At 60.8% G+C, this 16692-nt stretch carries 14 protein-coding genes; 8 read left to right on the plus strand and 6 right to left on the minus strand.

Going from position 1 to position 16692, the window contains the following annotated elements; translation table 11 throughout:
• The first annotated feature begins 11 nt into the window (after positions 1 to 11).
• Both P5205_16195 and P5205_16200 read left to right on the plus strand, forming a co-directional pair.
• Positions 12 to 248 (plus strand): hypothetical protein, encoded by a 237-nt coding sequence (locus tag P5205_16195; protein HSA11902.1) that lies wholly within the window; start codon positions 12 to 14, stop codon positions 246 to 248.
• The gene (locus tag P5205_16200) at positions 229 to 1608 is read left to right on the plus strand and encodes an FAD-linked oxidase C-terminal domain-containing protein (protein ID HSA11903.1); all 1380 of its coding nucleotides are present in this window, start codon (positions 229 to 231) and stop codon (positions 1606 to 1608) included. The genes P5205_16195 and P5205_16200 overlap by 20 nt, the downstream gene beginning before the upstream one ends.
• A gap of 91 nt (positions 1609 to 1699) precedes the next feature.
• Here P5205_16200 and rsmI read toward each other — a convergent pair whose 3' ends face one another.
• The 5 genes from rsmI to aroB form a co-directional block, all read right to left on the minus strand.
• Complete coding sequence (gene rsmI, locus P5205_16205) at positions 1700 to 2407, minus strand: 16S rRNA (cytidine(1402)-2'-O)-methyltransferase (GenBank protein HSA11904.1); 708 nt, start codon at positions 2405 to 2407, stop codon at positions 1700 to 1702.
• Positions 2404 to 3201, minus strand: a complete 798-nt coding sequence (gene lpxA, locus P5205_16210) for an acyl-ACP--UDP-N-acetylglucosamine O-acyltransferase (protein HSA11905.1) — start codon at positions 3199 to 3201, stop codon at positions 2404 to 2406. Before lpxA ends, rsmI begins: the two co-directional genes overlap by 4 nt.
• Before the next feature lie 11 nt (positions 3202 to 3212).
• Positions 3213 to 4568 carry a bifunctional UDP-3-O-[3-hydroxymyristoyl] N-acetylglucosamine deacetylase/3-hydroxyacyl-ACP dehydratase gene (locus P5205_16215; protein ID HSA11906.1) on the minus strand — a complete coding sequence of 452 codons (1356 nt, stop codon included), beginning with the start codon at positions 4566 to 4568 and terminating at the stop codon, positions 3213 to 3215.
• Positions 4569 to 4649: 81 nt separating this feature from the next.
• A complete protein-coding gene (locus tag P5205_16220) occupies positions 4650 to 5255 on the minus strand; it encodes a hypothetical protein (protein ID HSA11907.1) in 606 nt (201 codons plus the stop codon).
• Between the two features lies 1 nt (position 5256).
• Positions 5257 to 6360, minus strand: coding sequence for a 3-dehydroquinate synthase (gene aroB, locus P5205_16225; protein HSA11908.1), 1104 nt, complete (start codon positions 6358 to 6360; stop codon positions 5257 to 5259).
• Between the two features lie 132 nt (positions 6361 to 6492).
• Here aroB and P5205_16230 point away from each other — a divergent pair, with 132 nt between their 5' ends.
• Together P5205_16230 and P5205_16235 are read left to right on the plus strand one after the other, a co-directional pair.
• Complete coding sequence (locus P5205_16230) at positions 6493 to 7290, plus strand: 3-ketoacyl-ACP reductase (protein HSA11909.1); 798 nt, start codon at positions 6493 to 6495, stop codon at positions 7288 to 7290.
• A gap of 5 nt (positions 7291 to 7295) precedes the next feature.
• Positions 7296 to 8723 (plus strand): glycosyl hydrolase, encoded by a 1428-nt coding sequence (locus P5205_16235; protein ID HSA11910.1) that lies wholly within the window; start codon positions 7296 to 7298, stop codon positions 8721 to 8723.
• 66 nt (positions 8724 to 8789) lie between these two features.
• Here P5205_16235 and rarD read toward each other — a convergent pair whose 3' ends face one another.
• Positions 8790 to 9728: an EamA family transporter RarD gene (gene rarD / locus P5205_16240; protein ID HSA11911.1), complete on the minus strand. Its 939-nt coding sequence runs from the start codon at positions 9726 to 9728 to the stop codon at positions 8790 to 8792.
• Between the two features lie 543 nt (positions 9729 to 10271).
• On the opposite strand from rarD, the gene tilS reads away from it, so the two are divergent.
• The 4 genes from tilS (at position 10272) to P5205_16260 (ending at position 16579) form a co-directional block, all read left to right on the plus strand.
• Entirely contained in the window at positions 10272 to 11834 is a 1563-nt protein-coding gene (gene tilS, locus P5205_16245) for a tRNA lysidine(34) synthetase TilS (protein HSA11912.1), read from the plus strand.
• Between the two features lie 56 nt (positions 11835 to 11890).
• Positions 11891 to 13909 (plus strand): ATP-dependent zinc metalloprotease FtsH, encoded by a 2019-nt coding sequence (ftsH, locus tag P5205_16250; GenBank protein HSA11913.1) that lies wholly within the window; start codon positions 11891 to 11893, stop codon positions 13907 to 13909.
• Between the two features lie 502 nt (positions 13910 to 14411).
• Positions 14412 to 15140 carry a ribulose-phosphate 3-epimerase gene (gene rpe, locus P5205_16255; protein HSA11914.1) on the plus strand — a complete coding sequence of 243 codons (729 nt, stop codon included), beginning with the start codon at positions 14412 to 14414 and terminating at the stop codon, positions 15138 to 15140.
• A gap of 23 nt (positions 15141 to 15163) precedes the next feature.
• Positions 15164 to 16579 carry a phosphoglucomutase/phosphomannomutase family protein gene (locus tag P5205_16260; GenBank protein HSA11915.1) on the plus strand — a complete coding sequence of 472 codons (1416 nt, stop codon included), beginning with the start codon at positions 15164 to 15166 and terminating at the stop codon, positions 16577 to 16579.
• Positions 16580 to 16692: the final 113 nt, after the last annotated feature.

Raw genomic sequence — 16692 nt, forward strand, 5'->3', positions numbered from 1 at the left:
GCTACTCTCCCATGTCACTCGTCACCGTCGCCAGCGCTTTTAATCCAGCCGAGGCTCAGCTCACCCGTGCGCGTCTGGAAGCCGCCGGCTTCCACGCCGTCGTGTCGCATGAACTCTCTGCGCTAAGCCTCGACGGCTACGCGCTGGCCGCGGGCGGAATTCTCGTGCAAGTGCCGGCAGCGGAAGCCAAGGACGCACAGGAATTCCTCGCGTCCGATACCCCTCCTGATGAGTCCGCGCAAAACTAAACTCCTTACCCAACTCAAACGCATCCTGCCGCCGGGCGAAATTACCTTCGCCGACGCCGCACTATCGGAGCACGCGGGCGATAAATGGTTCGCCGCCCACAAACCCGATGCCGTTGTGCTGCCCCGCAGCAGCCGGTCCGTCGCAGCAGCCCTGCGTTTCGCAAACCGTCATCGCATCCCTGTCACCCCGCGCGGCGCGGGGCACGGCTATGTGGGCGGTTGCGTGCCGGTACGCGGCGGAATCGTGTTGTCGCTGGCGCGCATGAACCGCATCAAGGAGATCAACGCGGCGGACTTCGTCGCCGTCGTCCAACCCGGTGTCAATACCGCCAGGCTGCAGCAAACAGTCGAGAAGCTCGGCCTGTTCTACCCGCCCGACCCGGCCAGCCGCGCCGACAACTTCATTGGCGGCAACATCGTCACCAACGCCGGCGGTCCGCGTTGCCTCAAGTACGGCGTCACCCGAGATTACGTTCTGGGCCTGGAAGTCGTTCTGGCCGACGGCACCGTGCTCCGCCTCGGCGGTCGCACGCACAAGAATAAAACCGGCTTCGAATTGCACCGGTTGTTCGTCGGCTCCGAGGGCCTGCTGGGCATCGTCACCGAGGCTTCCCTCAAGCTGCTGCCACTCCCGCCTTACCGCGCCTGCCTGGCCGTCGGTTTCGGGTCCATGCGCGCCGCAGTTCGCTCGCTGCACGCCATTCTCGCCGCCGGGTTCCTGCCCGCCGCACTTGAACTGGCTGATTCCTTCACGCTAGCGGCCGCCTTCAAGCGTACCGGAAGCGGACGCCTTCGGGGGTGCCGCGCTCACCTGATTGTAGAATTGGACGGCCAGCAGCGCTCCGTTCGCGGGGAAATCCGCCAACTCCGCGCTATCCTTGCCCCCCAGCAACCCCTCTTCGTTGAAACTGGCCTGGGCGCTGCTCAATGCGAAGCTGTCTGGCAAATCCGCCGCGAATTCTCCTACGCGCTGCGCGACACCGGACTCACCAAACTCAACGAGGACATCGTCGTGCCGCGCGGGCGCCTGGAAGACCTGTTCGACTTCGCCGCCCGCCTGCAGCGCAAGCACGGCCTTTCAGTCGCCTGCTTCGGCCACGCCGGCGACGGCAACATCCACACCAACGTCATGGTGGACTTCAACCAACCCGGCGCCAAACGTCGCAGCCAGGCCGTGCTGGACGAACTCTTCGCCCAGGTCATCGGTTGGGGTGGCGCGATTACCGGCGAGCACGGCATCGGCCTGGCCAAGCGGCGCTGGTGGCCGCGGGCCGTCCCGCCAGAGGTCCGCGCCTTCCATCGTGCGATCAAGCACGCCCTCGACCCGGGCGGCATCCTCAACCCCGGCAAGTTTGTCTGATCGCGTGCAAAAGTCCTCGATCGCAGGCCGATGATGGGCCTGGCGGGCGAGTGACAGAGAGCCCGACGTGGTTCAGCCTCTGTCTCATAGCCTATCCAGCCGTCTCGCTGCCTACCAGGACGACAAATTCTCCCTTTAACGAGCGTCGCTGCAGCAGCGTCAGCAGGTCGGCCGGTTTGCCGCGGAGGTACTCCTCGAACTTCTTGGTCAGCTCGCGCGCCAGAACGACCTGGCGCGCGGGGAACACTTCGTTCAGTTCAACCAGCAGCTTCTCGATGCGGTAAGGCGATTCGTAGAAGACTAGCGTCCCGGCGATGCCCTGTAGCCGCTCCAGTTCTCGGCGGCGCTGACCTGACTTGTGAGGCAGGAAGCCGATGAAGTGGAGCTCGTCGGTCGGGAGCCCGCTGGCAGTCAGGGCCGCGACCAGCGCGCTGGGCCCCGGCACCGGCTCGACGCGCAGGCCCGCCGTGATCGCCGCCCGCACGACTCGCTCGCCGGGGTCGCTGATGCCCGGGCTGCCGGCGTCGCTCACCAGCGCAATCTTCTCGCCGCGCCGCAAACGGGCGATGATTTCTTCGCTCCGCCTGGCCTCGTTGAACTGGAAATAGCTCAGCAGCGGCCTGGCAATGCCGAAGTGCTTGAGCAACTGCCCCGTCCGCCGCGTGTCCTCTGCCGCTACCACATCGCACTCTTTGAGCGTGCGCAACGCCCGCAGCGTGATGTCCTCCAGATTCCCAATCGGCGTCGCGACCAGGTAAAGGGTCCCCGGCGTCAGCGGCGGCGGAGATTGGTTCATCATCCCTTTCCTGCCTTGTTCCTTCCGGGTTCCTGCTTCGTGATCCCCCGTTCGCTCGCCCGAACGAATTGGACCAGGTGCTTGATCTCGGGCAGGGGAGGCAATTCGCTTTCGATCCGCGCCAGGGCGTTGGGGGTTGTCAGGCCATCGCGGATTAGAATCTTGTAGGCTTGGCGCAACGCCGCCTGGGCCTCCTCGGATACGCCGTTTCGTTCCAGCCCCACCTTGTTGACGGCCCGGGCCTCGGCCGGATTGCCATCTACAATCATGTAAGGAGGCACGTCCTGCACCACTTTGGCGCAGCCGGCTATGAGCGCCATCGTCCCAATCCGGCAGAACTGGTGCACGGCCGACAGGCCCCCCAACAGCGCGCAATCCTCCACTATCACATGCCCGGCCAGCGCCGCCATGGAGATGATAACGCGGTTGCCGATCACGACGTTGTGGCCGATATGGCTGCTGGCCAGTATGTTGTTATGCGATCCGATGACGGTCGCCTCGCCGTCGCCGGTGGCGCTGTGGATGGTCACACACTCGCGGATGGTGTTATGGTCGCCAATCTCGGTGCGCGTCACACCGCCTTTCCATTTCAAATCCTGCGTTTTGAGGCCAATGCTCGCGAAGGGGTAAATCTCGTTCTCACGGCCCAGGCGCGTGTGGCCGTCAATCACCACGTGCGAGCGCAGCCGGCACCCCGGCCCCAGCTCGACATGCTCCCCGATGAGGCAATACGGCCCGATATCGCAGTCGGCCCCGATCCGCGCCTGGGGATGGATAATCGCCGTTGGATGGACCATGTCGCCGCCCCTTAAGATTCCACGAGCATGAAGGTTACGGCAGCTTCGCTGACGACCTCACCTTGCACTTTACACACGCCTTTGGCCTTGCCGATCTTGCCGCGCATCTTGGTCAACTCCACCTCAATTACCAGCACATCGCCCGGGAGCACCGGCTTGCGCCACTTCACATCCTCGGCGGACATAAAGTAGGCGATCTTGCCGGCGTTCTCCGCGCTTTTGAGCATCACAATGCCGGCCACCTGCGCCATGGCCTCCAGTTGCAGAACGCCCGGCATTACCGGGTGCCCGGGAAAATGCCCCTGAAAATAGGCCTCGTTGACGGTGACATTCTTGATGCCGACGATTCTGTTGCCTTCAATCTTGGCCACGCGATCCACCATCAGGAACGGATAGCGATGCGGCAACAACTTCATCACGCCCTGAATATCCAAGGCGCCATCCTGCGCCTGCGTTTCATCGAGCGCACCCTTGGAGGGTAATGGGGCTTTCGGAGCGGCGGGTGGCGGGGAAAACGCCTGCGCTGCAACCAGAGGCCTGCGCATTTGCGCCAGGATACGCCGCACCAGCTCGCAGTTCGCCGCGTGACTGGGCTTGACCGCGATGACATGCCCGCGCAGCGGCCGGCCCACCAGGGAGAGATCGCCCAGAATGTCCAGCATCTTGTGCCGGACAAACTCGTCCGGATAGCGCAGCGGCTCGGTGGTGAGCACCGCATCGTCGCGAATCACCACGGCGTTCTCCAGGCTGCCGCCCTTGATCAGGCCGTTCTTGATCAGGTATTCGATCTCTTCATAAAAGCCGAACGTGCGGGCGTGGGCTAATTCACGCTCCCAGGTGGCCGGCGAAAGCTCGACGCTGTAGTACTGGGTAAACCGTCCCTGGCTGTCGGCGCTGGTGCATGAGAGCTTCAACGTTTCGTCTGGGAAGAGGGTCATGACCGTCTCCCCCATCTCCAATTGAATCGGCGCTGTGACCATGTACGGGTCCCGGCGCTCGTCCTGAGGCACAATGCCGGCCTCCCGGATCATCCGGCAATATTCGCGTGCGCTGCCATCGGCGATAGGCGGCTCATTGGAATCCAGTTCAACAATGGCGTTGTCAATGCCATACCCGGCGAAACTGGCCAGGACGTGCTCAACGGTGTGCACCCGCGTGTTTCCTTTGGCCAAGGTTGTCGCCCGATTATTCTCGACGATGTTCTCCGCGCGCGCCTCGATCTCCGGCTTGCCCTCCAGGTCCACCCGGCGAAAGCGAATGCCTGTGTTGGGCGGAGCGGGGAGAAACGTCATGGTGACCCGGTTGCCGCTGTGCAACCCGATCCCGGAATAGCTCGCAGAGCCGTTTAGTGTTTGCTGCTGTACCACGAGCGAATTAAACAGAGTGCCGCTAGCCTTGGCAAGCCGCAGATGACACCAAGCTCTCGGCCACAGCGCGAGATTTCCGGGTCAGCCCTTCTTAAGCTTCGCCGTCCGCGGCTTGAACAACTCCATCTGCGGTTCCTTGAAGAAATCGTAGTTCTTGAGGATGCGAATAATCTGGAGCAGGTCGGACTTCTGGTAGTTGAGGTTGGTGGCCGTCTTGCGGACCAACTCGGCGAGCATGGTGCGAAACGGGATTACGGCATCAATGCCTTTGGAGCGCAACAGGGCGATGCTCTCGTCGCGGGCGGCTGCGGTCTGAGGTAATGTCGGAACGACCAGGACCTTGATCGGCGTGCCCTCCTTGCCGAACGCGCGCGCTGCTAACTTGAACACTTTAGGCTCGACGAAACGGAATATTTCCGGCGATGCCTCTAGCCGGGAGGTGCTGAAAGTTCCCGTGTGCCAGCCTTTGACAACCACAATCGCACGCTCGATGTATGGCAGGTCGTCCGAGTTCAGGATGAACGGCAGTGCCCCGGGCGCCGACTGCGGATGGGGGTTGAGGACAAAGAAGTCAATGTCGTCCTCCTCGTCACGTCGTGTTTGGCCGACATACTTGCGGTGCTGCCGGACGAGAAACTCGTGCAGTTCGAAGTACTCTCGGACGATGGTTTCGCTCACAGCGGACATATTACGGGATAGGGGTTGGGGGGTGGGGGTTGAGGGCTTGATGGATCAGGGCAGTTGGAACCTGATGGCCGAACTCGACTTTGCCAATGCGCCGGGCCAGCACGAATTTGACCTTTCCGCCGCTGACTTTCTTGTCCAGACGCATGGCCGAAAGAAGCTTCCTTCGCTGCGGGATAGTCGTCTTTACTTCGGTGGGTAGTCCTGCCCGCTGGAAGAGCCGCTCGATTCGCTCGACTTCGTTTTCCGGCAACCCCAGCACCTTTGCCGAGAGCTTCGCTGCGGCGACCTGGCCGATGGCGATAGCTTCGCCGTGCAAGTATTTTCCATAATGGGAAGTGGCTTCGAGTGCGTGGCCAATGGTGTGGCCGAAGTTCAAGATGGCTCTCAAGCCGCTCTCGGTTTCATCCTGCCGAACCACCTCCGCCTTAATCTCGCAACTCCATGCCACGACCGCCGCCAGGGAGCGCAGGTCACGTCGCAACAGCCTGGGCAGGTCACGCTCCAGGAATTCAAAGAGCGCGGAGTCGTAGATGATGCCGTATTTGATGACTTCAGAGAGGCCCGCCCGATACTCGCGCAAGGGTAATGAGGCGAGCGTGCGCAGGTCACACATCACCAGCCTCGGCTGATGAAATGCCCCGACGAGGTTCTTGCCGGATTTCAGATTTACCCCGACCTTGCCGCCGACAGAGCTGTCCACTTGCGCAAGCAGGGTGGTCGGCACCTGGATAAAGGGGAGTCCACGCAGGTAGGTGGCGGCTACGAAGCCTGCCAGATCGCCCACGACGCCCCCACCGAGCGCAACAATGAAAGACTTCCGTTCCAGTCGTCGCGCCGCCAGTTGGTGGTAGCAGATCTCAACCGTGCGAAGGCTCTTGGCAGTTTCACCGGCGGGGACAGTGATTACTTCCGCGACGAAGCCGGCCCTGGCCAACCCCCGTCTTGCGGTCTGGCCGAAGCGCGGCGCAACGTTTTGGTCGGAAATGATGGCGCAATACCGGTTCAGGCCCAGCCGCGCACACTCGCGACCCAATCGGGCGAGCAGTCCTGTCCCGATTTGGATGTCGTAGCTGCGGTTGCCAAGCGGTACCCTAACGATGCGCACGGGCTAAGAATAGGGGTTCGGCGCGCTGTGTCAAAGATTTGCCGCCCTGGGCGGGCACGCCTCGGAATAACCACCCCACCCGGGCAAACTATTTCCTTTTGCTTCCCGGCTCGGTTACTATGCTGGCCGCCAATGAACCTGGTTGCCCTGATCACTGGCGCTTCTCGCGGCATTGGCCGCGGTATTGCGCTGGAGTTGGCAAAGCGTGGCTGGGACTTGGTTATCAACTACGCGAGCAATACCGCTGCAGCACGCCAAACCGCCTCGGATTGCCTCTCAGCCGCACGGACTGCAGGCCAGACCATCCGGGCAGAGACCTGCCAGGCCAACATTGCGCAAAAGGCTGACCGCGAGGAACTAGTCAGGTTCACCAGGGATAGGCTGGGAAGACTGGACATGCTTGTGAACAATGCCGGCGTGGCGCCTGGCGCCCGTGCCGACATTCTCGAGGCGAGCGAGGAGAGCTTTGATCGCCTTATCAACATCAATCTTAAGGCGCCTTACTTCCTTACGCAGTTAGCGGCCAGGTGGATGATCGAACAGGGCAGGGCAGGAGGGCCGCCCGCCTGCTTTCGACCCAAGATCATCACAATCTCCTCCGTTAGCGCCTACACGGCATCCACCAATCGGGGTGACTACTGCCTTGCGAAGGCTGGCCTGTCAATGCTCACAGCGCTATATGCGGCGCGTCTGGCCGAACATGGCATTAACGTCTATGAGATCCGGCCCGGCGTCATCCGCACGGACATGACTGGCCCGGTAAAGGAAAAGTATGACCGGCTCATCGCGGAGGGGTTGACCCCTATCGGGCGTTGGGGCACCCCAGAAGACGTAGGCAAAGCCGTTGCCGCCGTTGCTGAGGATCTGCTGCCCTTCAGCACCGGCGAAGTGATAAACGTGGATGGCGGCTTTCATCTGCGGAGACTCTGATATCCATGCGCATAAACACACGACTGACCGCGCAGAAACTGCAGCCCAAGATCGAACGGTTGTTTGAGCTCTCAGCACAGAAGATATTGAGCCTGGAGAGAAGGTGGGAACCAGCCAACGGCACGCCGGTGGTCACGGCCAGAGGCAAGTACGTCTCGCGTGCCTGGACTGACTGGACGCAGGGATTCCAGTTTGGCTCGGCCCTGCTTCAGTTCGACGCTACCGGCGAGAGGCGCTTCCTCGAACTGGGCCGCCGGAAGACCATTCAGCTCATGGGTCCGCACGTGTCGAACATGGGCGTGCACGACCACGGCTTCAACAACATCTCTACCTATGGCAACCTGTGGCGAGTGATGCGCGAAGGGAAACTGCCGTTCAACGAGCACGAGAACGACCTCTATGAGCTGGCGCTGAAAGTCTCCGGTGCCGTGCAGGCGGCGCGGTGGACGAAGACAGCCGATGGAGGGGGTTATATCTATTCCTTCAACGGTCCGCACTCGCTGTTTGTGGATACCGTGCGGTCATTGCGTTCACTGGCTGTGGCGCACCAACTCGGCCATGTGCTGCGTGGGGAACGGGACCGGAGTATTTCCTTGCTCCACCGGCTGCTGGACCACGCCGAGACGACAGCCCTTTACAGTGTTTACTACGGCAAAGGCCGTGATGCGTTCGATGTGCGCGGACGAACCGCTCACGAGAGCATCTTCAACATCAACGACGGCAGCTATCGCGCCCCCAACTCCCAACAGGGTTACTCGTCCTTCGGCACCTGGATGCGCGGATTGGCGTGGGCCATTCTCGGCTTCGCGGAGCAACTTGAATTCCTGGAAACTCTGAACAGTAGAAAGACGCCGTCGGGGACTCTGCGGCCGATAGGTTCCCCTGATAACCGGGCTGGCGTCCCCCGCGATCTGGCGGCCAGCAGAGCCCTGTTCCTCGATGCCGCGCGCGCAACGGCGGACTTCTATATCGCCAACTCCTGCGCGGACGGTATCCCCATGTGGGACTCAGGCGCGCCCAATTTGCATCGGCTTGGCGCCTACCTCGGCCAGCCTGCCGACCCCTACAACCGCTGGGAGCCGGTGGACAGTTCTGCCGCCGCCATCGCCGCGCAGGGCCTGCTTCGCCTGGGCAACTACCTTCAAGGCAAGGGCGATGAGAAGAGCGGCGAGCGCTACCGACAGGCTGGGCTGACAGTGGCAAACACCCTGTTTGACGAACCCTACCTCTCGCTCAGCCCAGAGCATGAAGGCCTGTTGCTCCACTCGGTCTATCACCTTCCCAACGGCTGGGATTATGTCGCGGCTGGCCAAAAGGTGCCGAACGGCGAGAGCTCGATGTGGGGCGACTACCATGCCCGTGAGTTGGCGCTGCTGTTACTCCGCGAAGCTCGCTGCGACAGGTATTTCAGCTTCTTCGTGGCGGGTGGGTGAGAATCCGGGAACAGGAAAGCGATCCCAGCCGTCAAGCTCCCCACTGTTTTATCCCCTTGGTTGGCATTACTCCGGCTCGTCCGCTATGGGCGGTTGATCTCGGTTAAGGGCAGAGTCGGCGGTATAGACAGCGATGCCCAGCCAGCAGAGTGCGAAACTGGCGAGCTTGATCCGGTCCAACGGCTCGTGAAACACCAGCACGGCAACCAGCAGTTGACCAGTTGGGCCGATATACTGAAGGAAACCGATAGTTGATAACTTCAAACGCCGCAGTGCCGCGCCAAACATCAGCAACGGCACAGCCGTGATGATACCGGAAAGCGACAGGATGCTCAACGTGGCGGCGGGGACGATGCGGGTCGGGACGATTGCCAGCGCCACCAGCGCCGCAGGAACAAGAATAGCAGTTTCGACCATCAGACCATGCAGCGAGTTGATGTCCAAGGTCTTGCGTGCCAAGCCGTAGAAACCAAACGTACAGGCAAGCGAAACCGCAATCCAGGGAAACCTCGCGCCGCGCAAGGCCAGGTTGGCAACCGCCACTCCCACGATAGCGACCGCCACCCACTGCCAGCCGCGGAGCCGTTCACGGAGGAAGATCACCCCTAGCGCGACAGAGAGTAGCGGGTTGATGAAGTAGCCCAAACTGCTTTCCACCACCTGATGGCTGCCGACGGCATAGATGAATATCAACCAGTTCAAGGCGATGAGCGCCGAACCACCCGTCAGGAACAGCAAGTTGCGGCGGCTACGCAGCACGGGTTTTACGGCCTTCCATTCACCACGGACCGATACCACCACCCCCAGGAAGAGCGCCGACCAGATAATGCGATGGCACAGCACAATCCACGGCGGCACCTCTGCCACGAAGTGAAAGTAGAGCGGAATCACACCCCAAATGCCATAGGCTCCGATGCCATAAAGCAGGCCAGTGCGCGAACGACGGCGCTTGCCGGTCGGCTCCACCTCGATCATGGCACTTGAATGGTCCGCGCTATTGATCACAATCCAGAAGCTATCAGGTGCCCTACAGCGAGCAACCACCGACCAAGGCCCAAGGCAGCTGCGGTGAACAGAAGCACGTCAATTCAGTACCAACAGCATGTGAGAGTGCTCCAACAATTTTTGAATGCCCACAGCCCAGTCGTCGTCTCATTGTCGCAGTGGTTTGGTAACTGCGCCGGGCCGGCAATTGAAGAGTGGATGGTCGGCCTGGGTTTCATAGTGGCTGGTTCAGGTGGGGGCGGCTCGTTCGTTGGGACGGGCCGCCCTTTTCTACCGGTGAATCCCCGGGGCTATTTCCGGGACTATCCCGGCTGGTAAATAGAAACCGCACGGAGTAGCGTTACGGCACAGTTTACTCTTCTTTCTTTGTTTGAGGTGATTGGGTTGGGGGGCGGCTCGGGAAACCGAGCCGCCCTTTTTGTATTCCATCCGAGAGCCCTGGTTATCGGTTGCTTCCTTCTGCCTCGGAGCATTCAAAATGATCCCGCAAACCCGCACCATAATCCTCCTTGCCTGACAGGGCTGCTGAAATAGCATCCCCGTGTGAGTGGACTGCAAAGCCACGTGGAGCAAACCATCCACACGCGCAGGCTGTTTCTTCCGGGGCAGCGGATACTGGTGGCTGTATCCGGCGGGGTGGACTCGATCGTCTTATTGCACCTGCTGCACCAACTGAGTCGCAAGAACCACTGGCGGCTCACCGTCGCTCATTTGAATCATCGGCTTCGGGGCCGGAGCAGTGATGCGGACGAGCGCTTGGTCCGCCGCGCGGCGGCGAAGTTAAAGTTGCCGGTGGCAGTTGAGCGGGTGGATGTCCGTCGCCTGGCGCGGACGCTGAAGCTGTCCCTGGAAATGGCTGCGCGCTACGTGCGACACGAGTTTCTGGCCCGCACTGCGGCCCACCGGCAAATCCCCGCCATCGCGCTGGCACACCACGCCGACGACCAGCTTGAGCTGTTCTTCCTGAGGCTGCTGCGCGGCAGTGGCGGCGAAGGCTTGACCGGCATGAAATGTCGGAGCCGATCGCCGAACGACAGCGCGATCGAATTGATTCGGCCCCTGCTGGACCAGCCCAAGAAGTTGTTGCGACAGTTCTCCGCGGAACAGGGCCTTCGGCACCGGGAAGATGCCACCAACGCACAGTTGGACTTTCAGCGGAACCGCATCCGACATGAATTGCTGCCGCTGCTCCGCCGCAATTATCAGCCAGCCCTGGACAAGACCCTACCGCGGGTTATGGAAATCCTGGGGGCCGAAGCGGAGTTTGCAGTTAAGGCGGCAGAGGCCTGGCTGCGGGAATCGGGTAGGTCCAAAGCCCCAAGCCCACGGCCCAAGGTGCGAGTACGGAAGGCTGGGAAGACTGGTGCCTCCTTGGGTTGGCTGCCGCGGGAATGGAGCGGTGAGAGGGATCAGCCGGGGTTCGAGAAGCTGCCGGTGGCGGTGCAGCGGCGATGTGTGCAACTGCAATTGGCAGGGCAGGGGATCACACCGGAATTCGAACTGGTGGAACAGCTGCGGCTCAAGCCGAATCGCTCGGTGGCAGTTGGCGCCAGCCAAACACTTCGCACCGCCGCAGCCGCCGATGTAAGTCGGCTCGGTAGTTCCCAAGCGATGGCCCAGCCGGCTGAGTTCGCTGGCTGCGTTTGCTATGCAGTTCGCGACCACACTGGCTTAGTGCGTTTGCATCACGCGGCACCGGTGGAGTTCAGAGCTGATGCCGCGGAAGTGGACTTGCAAGGCAGGACAGGGGAGCTGGAATTCGGCGGGGCTAAGATTGAGTGGCGTATCTACGCTGGCCGAGGAGGCAAGCGGCCCAGCACCGCGGTTCGACAGGAGTGTTTTGACGCGGACAAGGTCGGGTCGCCTGTCGTCCTGCGGCACTGGCGGCTGGGTGATCGATTTCAGCCGATTGGCATGGCTGGTAGAGTCAAACTGCAGGACATCTTCACCAACCAGAAAGTGCCGCGAACGGAGCGTCACCGGCTGATTGTGGCAACCACAGCGATGGGGGAGGTCTTCTGGATCGAGGGGATGCGAATTTCGGAACGATTCAAGCTTACACAGGACACGATTCGCCGCTTGCAATGGCGGTGGAAGCGGCTTTAATTGGTTAAGTTGCGGGGCCCGAGCGGCCATGCTAACTTGGCGCAACCTGCTTAAAGATGCCTGACGACAACAAACATAGCGATAGCGGCAAGAACCCCAAGAAGGGTGGGGAATTTCGTGTCCCGCCGCGCACCATGGTGGTCTGGATTGCCATCCTGGGCGGCCTTACGCTGCTCATGCTGTTCAAGGACCGCATGGAGTCCCCGGGCGAGGTTCTTAACCAATACCGGTTCCAGCAGTTGGTAGAGACCAACGGCATTGCCTCAGCCACCATCAACTACAACCCCCAGAGCCCGGACCTCAGGGAGATCACCGGCAAGTATTGGAAACTGCAGAATGATCGCAAAGTAGAAGTGCCATTCCGCGCCAAAGCACGGCTGCTGCCTGATTTGGAGAAGAAGCTGCTTAGCCTGCCGCAGTTCGAGCCGCGCGAGCCGAACACCATGCTATTTAGCTTTCTGCTGAGCGTCCTCCCATTCGTGGTGATTGCCGCACTGATCTATTTCTTCTTCATTCGCCAGATCAAGATGGCCGGCAAAGGCGCACTGAGTTTCGGCAAGAGCAAAGCGCGCCTGCTGGCCAAGGAGCGCAACAAGACGACCTTCAAAGACGTCGCTGGCATCGAGGAAGCCATCGATGAGGTATCCGAGCTGGTTGAATTCCTCAAGGACCCGAAGAAGTTCCAGCGTCTCGGCGGACGCATTCCTAAAGGCATCCTGATGATCGGTCCTCCTGGCACGGGCAAGACGCTGCTGGCCAAAGCCATTGCCGGAGAAGCCGATGCCGCTTTCTTCAGCATCAGCGGCTCGGACTTCGTTGAGATGTTCGTCGGCGTCGGCGCCAGCCGCGTGCGCGACATGTTTGAACAAGCGCGCCGCAACACGCCATGCCTGGTCTTCATAGACGAGATTGATGCTGTCGGCCGCAGCCGAGGACACGGCCTGGGCGGTGGCAACGATGAGCGCGAGCAAACCCTCAACGCGCTGTTGGTCGAAATGGACGGCTTCGACACGCAGGAAGGAATCATTATCATCGCGGCAACGAACCGCCCCGATGTCCTGGACCCTGCGCTCTTGCGCCCAGGACGCTTTGACCGCCAAGTAACCGTCAGCCTGCCGGACGTGCGTGGGCGCGAGGCGATTCTGAAAGTTCACGCCAAGAATGTGAAGCTATCGCCGTCGGTGGACTTGTCGGTCATTGCCCGCGGGACACCAGGCTATTCCGGTGCGGAACTGGCCAATTTGCTGAACGAAGCCGCGCTGTTGGCAGCCAGCACGAACAAGAAGGCCGTGAACATGGAGGAATTGGAGGAGGCGCGCGACAAGGTGCGCTGGGGACGCGAGCGCCGCAGTCTCGCCATGACGGTCGAAGACAAGAAGTTTACGGCCTGGCACGAAGCTGGCCATGCGCTGCTCAATGTTCTGCTCGAACACACTCACCCATTGCACAAAGTTACAATCATTCCCCGCGGCCAGTCGCTTGGCTCCACCATGTCTTTGCCCAAGACCGATGTGCTCAACCGCCGCCGCAAGGAGATGCTCGACCTGATCACGGTCATGATGGGCGGCCGCATCGCCGAGGAGATCATCTCGGGAGATATTTCCAGTGGGGCTGCGGGCGACATTCAACAAGCGACGACCATGGCCCGGGCCATGGTAACCCAATGGGGCATGAGTGACCGCCTGGGCATGGTGCAATATGGGGAGGACGACGAGTTCGTCTTTCTCGGCCGCGAGGTTTCCCGCGCCAAAGTTTATAGTGAATTCACCGCGCAGGAAATTGATGCCGAAGTCAAGCGAATCATTGACGACGCATACAAGAACGCCAAGACCCTGCTCACAACCAACATTGACAAGCTGGAGTTGATTGCCAAGTCGCTTCTCGAATACGAGACCTTGGACGGCCAACAAGTCGAAGAGATCGTGAAGACCGGCAAGTTTACTTCTCCGCCACCGCGACCGGAAGTTGGGCCCCCTCAAGGCGCTCCGGCGGGCACGCCGCTGCCGGAAGCCCCTACCAAGCCGACCCCGCCTAAATTGCCCGGATTGGGCAGCCCAGCGCCAGCTACAGCTTAGAGGACCTGCAGTTACTGCCGCAACCGATCCATCATAGAACCCTGGAAACCACAGTCAAGGTTCTGGTTGCGTTTTAACCACTGCAATTCCAGCCACTTGCAAGGTCAGGAGTCCGCCGCGCCGCGGTTGGATTTCAGGGGGTCCGGGGCATTTAGGTTCAACCAGTCCCCTAAACCTATACCGAGTAGCTGCCCCGGTGCGACAACCCTTTGACACCCGTTATACCCCGGTGTGTATCCCATGGGGACCGACCCCCATGGGAACCACACCGTAGTCCCGCCGGATTGACGCCGTCCCATAGCCATTGTCGGCTTGGGCGTGGGGTGCCTCAGGCTTGGGCGACGGGTGGAGCCAGTGGTTGCGGCGGCTGTCGGTGGGGTTGGCTGGTTACACCCGGTTTGCGGGGGAGCAGGCAGTAATTCGGCTGAATCCTGCTATTGCCTCAGACGGGATTTGGAATTCCTTGTTCGACAATTCACATTCCACTCTCTAGCGTAGCGGGATGATTATAGCGCCATCGCTGTTGGCAGCGGATTACGGCCGGCTAGCCCGCGAAGTAAGACGTGTGAACACCTCCGGCGCCGACTGGCTGCACCTCGATATCATGGACGGCCATTTCGTGCCGAATATTTCCTTTGGCCCGGCAGTGGTGCAGACAATCCGCCCACTCTCAAAGCTCTTCTTCGACGCTCACCTGATGTGCTCCAAGCCCGAGATTCTGCTCGATCCGTTCGCCCGGGCCGGCGCAGACCAAATGAGCATTCACGTGGAACTGGGAGAGGCCGTTACCCCGTTGCTCTGGAAGATAAAGTCGCTAGGCCGAAAGGTCGGCCTGGCTATTAATCCGCCCACGGCCATTTCCATGGTTCAGCCCTACCTTGAACAGATTGACTACCTGCTGATTATGACCGTCAACCCCGGCTTTGGCGGGCAGTCGTTCATATACGAAACGCTCCCAAAGATCCAACAGGCCGACGCCTGGCGGCGCGATAAGGGTCTCGACTACAAGATCGGCGTGGATGGCGGGATTGACTTCAAAACCTCAGCCGAATGCGCGCGCGCCGGAGCCGACACGTTCATAAGTGGCACCACCCTCTTCGGCCGTCCGAGTTTGGGTGCGGCGGTAAGGAAAATGCGCAAGATCGTTGAGCTTGCTGCCTCTAAGGCCAATAGTGCCCCGGCCACGGCCACCGTGAATTCAGAATCCAAGGCTGAGCGATACGTTCTTTAGGGCGATGGCCACATTCACAGATTATGAGCATTAAGTTCGGAACGGACGGCTGGCGAGCGATCATTGCCGATGAGTTCACTTTTGCCAACGTGGCGCGCGTCGCGCAAGCCGCCGCTGAGTTCTGGAGCGCAAATTCTGTGGCTGGCACCGAGAAGAAGGTCATCGTCGGCTACGATCGCCGCTTTGCGTCGGACGCATTTGCCCGTTGCTGTGCCGAGGTCTTTGTCGGGAACGGTTTCCAGGTCGTCCTGACGCCCTGTCCCACCCCCACGCCCTCCGTTTCGTATGCCGTAAAAGACCAGCACGCGGTTGGCGGCGTAATGATCACGGCCAGCCATAACCCGCCGGCCTTCAACGGCTTCAAGCTCAAATCGCATTACGGCGGCTCCGCCGACGCCGCCACTTGCGCGGCGATAGAGACGTTCCTGAATAAGGGCCCAGTCCGAACCACGCCATTGGCTGATGCGGTCAAAGCCAGACAGCTCAAAATCAAGGACCTGCGACCGGCCCATTACGCTGCCGTCAAACAACTGGTGGACTTCAAGCGGGTAGCCAAGTCCGGCCTCCGCTTCGCCCACGAGGCGCTTTTCGGCGTTGGCGCAGGCTGTTTCGAGACATTGCTCGCGGGCACGACCTGCCGCGTGACAACGCTGAACGGTCAGCACGACGCGTTCTTCGGCGGCATCAACCCGGAACCCATCAAACAGAACTACACGCGCAGTGCGGCATTTCTAAAGAAGCACCCGCACGACATCTGCCTGGTGACTGATGGTGACGCCGATCGCGTCGGCGGCATGGACGGACGCGGCGGTTATCTCACCACCCACCAGATCATTTGCCTGCTGCTGCATCATCTGGTCGTCAACCGGCAGGGCAGGGGACGGGTTGTCAAAGCCCTGACCACTACCTCGATGGTGGACGCCATGTGCGCCGCTTACGGGTTGGATCTGATTGAGACTGGCGTTGGCTTCAAATACATCGTCACCGAGATGATCAAAGGGGGGGTCTTGCTCGGCGTCGAAGAAAGCGGCGGCATCGGATTCCCCGGGCACATCCCCGAACGTGACGGTCTTGCCGCGGGCTTGATGCTCCTGGAGTTGCTCGCGGTCGAGCGGCTCTCCGTCAACAAGCTTCTGGCCAAGCTGGTCAAACAGTTCGGCCCCCACGAGTATGGGCGCATTGACACCCATTTCCCGCTTGAGAAGCGCGCGGCGCTTGTCGAACACCTGGGAAAGAACCCGCCAGCCAGGTTGTTGCGCTCCCCGCTAGCCGAGGTTAAGACCTTTGACGGCGTCAAGTTCATTGCACAGGACAGCTCCTGGCTGATGCTGCGCGCCTCCGGAACGGAGCCCATCCTGCGCATTTACGCGGAAGGCAAGTCCCAAGGCGACGTCCGGATGCTGCTGAACACAGGCGTGCGCTTCACGCGGCAGATCTAGCCCGGAATCGGCCGTTAGTTGCTGAACCGATCGCGAGGTGCTTCGGACGTGGCAATACCCCTCAATCCTTAGCCTCGTGAAGAAAAATGCATAAATAGGTGAAAAAGTGCTTG

This window comes from Candidatus Paceibacterota bacterium, assembly GCA_035452965.1.
Classification (GTDB): domain Bacteria; phylum Verrucomicrobiota; class Verrucomicrobiia; order Limisphaerales; family UBA8199; genus UBA8199.